Origin of the sequence: Streptomyces sp. NPDC101160 (assembly GCF_044768205.1) — a bacterium.
Taxonomy (GTDB): Bacteria; Actinomycetota; Actinomycetes; order Streptomycetales; family Streptomycetaceae; genus Streptomyces.
The window spans coordinates 671745-677106 of sequence record NZ_JBIWPJ010000005.1; the positions used below are offsets into that span (position 1 = coordinate 671745).

Annotated in this window: 5 protein-coding genes; 1 reads left to right on the forward strand and 4 read right to left on the reverse strand. The window is 73.4% G+C overall.

What is annotated here, in order from left to right; translation table 11 throughout:
• Positions 1–157: 157 nt before the first annotated feature.
• The 4 genes from ACIRSU_RS19335 to lipB all read right to left on the reverse strand — a co-directional run bounded on the left by ACIRSU_RS19335 (position 158) and on the right by lipB (position 3196).
• The gene (locus ACIRSU_RS19335; RefSeq protein ID WP_403793587.1) at positions 158–871 is read right to left on the reverse strand and encodes a DUF4191 domain-containing protein; all 714 of its coding nucleotides are present in this window, start codon (positions 869–871) and stop codon (positions 158–160) included.
• A 10-nt stretch (positions 872–881) separates the two neighbouring features.
• The gene (locus ACIRSU_RS19340; protein ID WP_403793589.1) at positions 882–1091 is read right to left on the reverse strand and encodes a hypothetical protein; all 210 of its coding nucleotides are present in this window, start codon (positions 1089–1091) and stop codon (positions 882–884) included.
• A gap of 177 nt (positions 1092–1268) precedes the next feature.
• Positions 1269–2237, reverse strand: coding sequence for a lipoyl synthase (lipA, locus tag ACIRSU_RS19345; protein ID WP_403793591.1), 969 nt, complete (start codon positions 2235–2237; stop codon positions 1269–1271).
• A gap of 101 nt (positions 2238–2338) precedes the next feature.
• Positions 2339–3196 (reverse strand): lipoyl(octanoyl) transferase LipB, encoded by an 858-nt coding sequence (lipB, locus tag ACIRSU_RS19350; protein WP_403793593.1) that lies wholly within the window; start codon positions 3194–3196, stop codon positions 2339–2341.
• Positions 3197–3508: 312 nt separating this feature from the next.
• Between lipB and ACIRSU_RS19355 the strand changes: the two genes are divergently transcribed.
• Positions 3509–5197 carry a regulator gene (locus ACIRSU_RS19355; RefSeq protein ID WP_403793595.1) on the forward strand — a complete coding sequence of 563 codons (1689 nt, stop codon included), beginning with the start codon at positions 3509–3511 and terminating at the stop codon, positions 5195–5197.
• Positions 5198–5362 lie beyond the last annotated feature (165 nt).

Below are 5362 nucleotides of genomic sequence, written 5' to 3' on the forward strand. Positions count from 1 at the left end.
CGCCGGCGGTCGGGGCGCCGCCGGGGGGGGGCCGCCGCCCCGGGGGCCCCCCGGCCGGGGGGCCCCCGGGCCCCCCCCCCCCCCCCGGGGGGGGGGCCCCCCCCCCCCGGGGGGGCCCCCCCCTCTCGTATACGTACGAGCCGTACGACTCGTACGCTCAGCGCATCTTTCCGCCGCGCGGCATCCGCATGCCCTTCGGCATCGGGCCCTTCGGCAGCGGCATGTTGCTCATCAGGTCGCCCATGGCCCGCAGCCGGTCGTTGGCCGCCGTCACCTGGGGGCCGGCGAGGACCCGCGGAAGCTTCAGCATCTTCGTGCGGATCTTCTTCAGCGGCACCTGGCCGGCGTCCTCGTCGTTGCCGACGACGATGTCGGTCACCGGCACGTCGACGACGATCCGGGCCATCTTCTTCTTCTCGGCCGCGAGCAGCGACTTCACCCGGTTCGGGTTGCCCTCCGCGACCAGGACGACGCCGGCGCGGCCGACCGCGCGGTGCACGACGTCCTGGCTCCGGTTCATCGCCACGGCCGGGGTCACGGTCCAGCCGCGCCCGACGTTCTGCAGGACCGCCGCGGCGGCGCCGGGCTGGCCCTCCATCTGGCCGAAGGCCGCCTTCTCGGCGCGCCGGCCGAAGACGATCGCCATGGCCAGGAAGGCCAGGACGAAACCGAGGATGCCCAGGTAGACCGGGTGACCGATCGCGAAGCCGATTCCGAGGAGGGCACCGAGTACGACGATGCCCACGCCCGCGACGACGAGCCCGACCTGGGGGTCGGCCTTCCGGGTCATCTTGTACGTGAGGGCGATCTGCTTCAGTCGCCCGGGGTTCGCGGCGGCGTCAGCGCCGCCCGTGTTTGCCTTCCTCGCCATGTCCTGAAGTCTACGTGGCCCGGGATGCCCGACCGGCCACGGCCTCCATCACGTTTTGGGCCTCCACACGGTCCTTGGCGCGGCGCCGGTCCTCCAGGACGGAGTTCCAGGCGTTGCGCCGGGCGGTGCGCTGCCCACGGGCGAGCAGCAGGGTCTCGACGGCCCTGAGGGCGCCGGTGACGGACGGGAACGCGTTGGCTCGGATATGCGCGGCCTGCATGGGCGGGGGCCTCCGTGAGCGCTCGGTGGCGGTGAGGTGGCGGTGAGTGAGAACAGCCTCACAGGTCGGTGTTACCAGGGCGTGACCCGGCGGTCAAACACTGATGAAAGCCTGATGCGGCCCTCCGTGAGCACGGAGGGCCGCATCAGGTCGTGCGTCATGCGGGAAAGCGGCTGCTCAGACGGCCTGGGTGGCGTTGTCCACCGCGCCACGGCGCTCGATCGCCTGCTGGTAGAGCCGGCCCGCGCGGTACGACGAACGGACCAGCGGGCCCGACATCACACCGGAGAAGCCGATCTCCTCGGCCTCCTCCTTCAGCTCCACGAACTCGTCCGGCTTGACCCAGCGCTCCACGGGGTGGTGCCGGACCGACGGGCGCAGGTACTGCGTGATGGTGATCAGCTCGCAGCCCGCGTCGTGCAGGTGCTGCAGGGCCTCGCTGATCTCCTCGCGGGTCTCGCCCATGCCGAGGATCAGGTTGGACTTCGTGACCAGACCGTAGTCGCGGGCCTTGGTGATGACCTCGAGCGAGCGCTCGTAGCGGAAGCCGGGGCGGATCCGCTTGAAGATGCGCGGCACGGTCTCGACGTTGTGCGCGAAGACCTCGGGGCGGGAGGCGAAGACCTCCGCCAGGAGCTCCGGCACCGCGTTGAAGTCGGGCGCGAGCAGCTCGACCTTGGTGCGGCCGGCGGCGCGCTCGGCGGTCTGCTGGTGGATCTGGCGCACGGTCTCCGCGTACAGCCAGGCGCCGCCGTCCTCCAGGTCGTCGCGGGCGACGCCGGTGATGGTGGCGTAGTTCAGGTCCATCGTGACGACGGACTCGCCGACGCGGCGCGGCTCGTCACGGTCGAGGGCCTGCGGCTTGCCGGTGTCGATCTGGCAGAAGTCGCAGCGCCGGGTGCACTGGTCGCCGCCGATGAGGAAGGTCGCCTCGCGGTCCTCCCAGCACTCGAAGATGTTGGGACAGCCCGCCTCCTGGCAGACCGTGTGCAGACCCTCGCTCTTCACGAGACCCTGGAGCTTGTTGTACTCCGGACCCATCTTCGCCCGGGTCTTGATCCACTCGGGCTTGCGCTCGATGGGGGTCTGGCTGTTCCGGACCTCCAGGCGCAGCATCTTGCGTCCGTCGGGTGCGACTGCGGACACATCGGCTCCTGTAGCTTCGATTCTTCGGCGTACACCAGGGTACGCCCCGTGCTTCCTATGCCTTCACCGTTGGCCAACCCGTGGCCATGGGTGGGCATTCCTCAGGCCGAGGCCCGCTCCGTCGCGCGCTCCGCGGCGGGCGCCGTCCCGGGCGCGCTGCCGCCCGCGCTGTCGCGCTCGATCTCCCGCGGCTTCAGCACCGCTTCCGCCATCACCTCGCGCAGGTGCTTCTCGACGACCGGGAGCACCTCCTCGATCGTGACGTCCCGGCCCAGCTCGTTCGCGAGCGAGGCCACGCCCGCGTCGCGGATGCCGCACGGGATGATCCGGTCGAACCAGGTGTTGTCCGGGTTCACGTTGAGGGCGAAGCCGTGCATCGTCACGCCCTTGGCCACCCGGATGCCGATGGCGGCCAGCTTGCGGTCCTCGCGGCGCTGGCCGGCGTTGGACGGGGCGTACTCCGGGCCGTTCAGCCGCGGGTCGAACTCCTCGTCGTGCAGCCGCGGGTCGAAGTCGAGCGAGAGGCCGCCGAACTGCGGCCGCTGCTCGACCGGGTCGCCGAGCACCCACACGCCGCTGCGGCCCTCGACCCGGGTGGTCGCCACGCCGAACTCGGCGGCGGTACGGATCAGCGCCTCCTCCAGGCGGCGTACGTGGGCCACGACGTCGACCGGACGGGGCAGCTTCATGATCGGGTAGCCGACGAGCTGGCCGGGGCCGTGCCAGGTGATCTTGCCGCCGCGGTCGACGTCCACCACCGGCGTCCCGTCCAGCGGGCGCTCGCTCTCCGCGGTGCGCCGGCCCGCGGTGTAGACCGGAGGGTGCTCCAGGAGCAGACAGGTGTCCTCGACCTCGTCGGCGAACCGGGCGGCGTGCACCTCGCGCTGCTTGTCCCACGCCACTTGGTAGTCGACGGCGTCCGCGCCGAAGCCCAGACGGACGAATCGCAGCTCACTCACGGCAAAGCCTCCTCCTGGGTGCCGGGGCCGGGTTCCGGGGATCGTCCCGGGGCGGGAGCCGGCTCGGCACCATGCGTCAATCGCGCCCATGCCACTGTACGGCGGTACGCCGGACGGCCCTCCGGCAGGTGTGTGAGGGGTCCTACGTCCACTGCGTCAGCGACGAGCCAATCCTCACACGATCGGATGAATGTGGGGCGAAGGCGGCGGTAAGGGCGGCTAGTGCCGCTAAATTCACGCCGTTCCATGAGGGCCACGAGGGTCCGTACGGGCTGCCACCCCGGGCCCGGAAGGCAGGAGACCGCACAGCTGATGACGGAACGACCCTCGCAGCGCATGCCGAACCGCCAGCTTGCCGCGCTCATCGCCGAAGCGGGCTTCTCCAACGCCGGGCTCGCCAGACGCGTCGACCAGCTCGGCCTCGAGCACGGGCTCGACCTGCGGTACGACAAGACCTCGGTGACCCGCTGGCTGCGCGGCCAGCAGCCGCGCGGCACCACCCCCGCCCTGATCGCCGAGGTCTTCACCCGCCGCCTCGGCCGCCGGCTCTCCGCGCAGGACCTCGGGCTCGACGCGTGCGCCCCGGTCTACGCGGGCCTGGAGTTCGCGGCGACGCCCGAGGAGGCCGTGGACATCGTCAGCGGGCTGTGGCGCAAGGACTCCGGGAGCCACGCGGAGCTGCGCAAGATCGCCTTCACGCCGGCCGGGCTGGTCGTGCCGAGCCGGGACTGGCTGATCGGGCGGGCCGACGAACGGGTGGCGCGCGGCGAACCGGGCGGCCTGGGCGGCGGCCCGGGTGCCCCGGGCAGCCCCGGTGGCTCGGGCGGTTTGGGCGGTCCGGGTGGTGCTGGTGGCCTCGGTGGCTTGGGTGGCCTTGGCGACTCGGGCGGCCCGGGTCGTTCGGGTGGCTCGGGTGGTCTGGGCGATCCGGGGCGTTCGGGTGGCCTGGGTGGCTCGGGCGGCCTCGGTGGCTTGGGTGGCTCGGGTGGCCTGGGTGGCCCGGGTCGCGCGGGTGGCTCGGGTGGCTCGGAACCGAGGGTGCCGTTGCAGGGGCGCTACTCGGTGCCCCGCCAGCGCGGCACCGACCGGGGCCCCGGGCAGCGGGTGACCAGCGGCGACATCGCCGCGCTGCGCTCGGTCGGCGAGCTGTTCCGCACCCTCGACCACGCGTACGGCGGCGGGCACGCCCGGCAGGCCCTGGTCCGCTACCTGGAGCACGAGGCGGAGCCGATGCTGCGCGGTACGTACGGGGAGAGCGTGGGGCGCCGGCTCTTCGGCGCCGTGGCCGACCTCACCCGGCTCGCCGGCTGGACCTCGTACGACATCGCCGCGCACGGCCTCGCCCAGCGCTACTTCGTGCAGGCGCTGCGGCTCGCCCAGGCGGCCGGGGACCGGGCCTACGGCTCGTACGTCCTCATCACCATGAGCCACCAGGCCGTCTACCTCGGCCACGGCCGCGAGGCCGTCCAGCTCGCCCGGGTCGCCCAGCAGGGCGTCGGCTCCGCCGCGCCGCCCGTCGTGCAGGCCCTGCTCCACTCCGTCGAGGCGCGCGGACACGGCGTCCTCGGCGAGTCCCGCGCCTGCGGGGCCGCGCTCGCCCGCGCCGAACGCGCCCTGGAGGCCGCCCGGCCCGGCGACGAGGTGCCGTACTGGGCCCGCTCCTTCGACGAGGCGCAGCTCGCCGACGAGTTCGGCCACTGCCACCGCGACCTCCAGCAGTACCGCGCCGCCGCCCAGCACGCCGAACGCGCCCTCCAACTCCGCGGCCCCGGCTTCGCCCGCAGCCGCCTCTTCTGCCGCGTGGTCCTCGCCTCCGCCCGCCTCGCCCTCGGCGAACTCGACCAGGCCTGCGCGCTCGGCGCGGAGGCGGCACAACAGGCCTCGGAGATGCGCTCGGCACGCGCGGTCGAATACATCCGCGACTTCGAGCGCCGCCTGGAGCCCTACCGCGACGCCCCGGCGGCCCGCACGTACCGGGACAGGGTGGCGGCGCTGGGCTGAGGGCGCGGGGGGAGCGGCGGGTCGCCGGCCGCCTCTGGGGGCGCCGCTCCGCTCCCCGGCGGATCTCCGCCCCCGCCCCCGCGTGGGCAATCGCCCCGCTGGGGGAGGGACGGGTGGGCACACGGGACGGCGCCCACGCGGGCGCCTCCGCCCCCTGCGCCTGGA

Bases quoted from the DNA above. Each gene is read 5' to 3' on its own strand.
- ACIRSU_RS19335 (WP_403793587.1), bottom strand. From the start codon at position 871: ATGGCGAGGAAGGCAAACACGGGCGGCGCTGACGCCGCCGCGAACCCC.
- ACIRSU_RS19340 (WP_403793589.1), bottom strand. From the start codon at position 1,091: ATGCAGGCCGCGCATATCCGAGCCAACGCGTTCCCGTCCGTCACCGGC.
- ACIRSU_RS19355 (WP_403793595.1), top strand. From the start codon at position 3,509: ATGACGGAACGACCCTCGCAGCGCATGCCGAACCGCCAGCTTGCCGCG.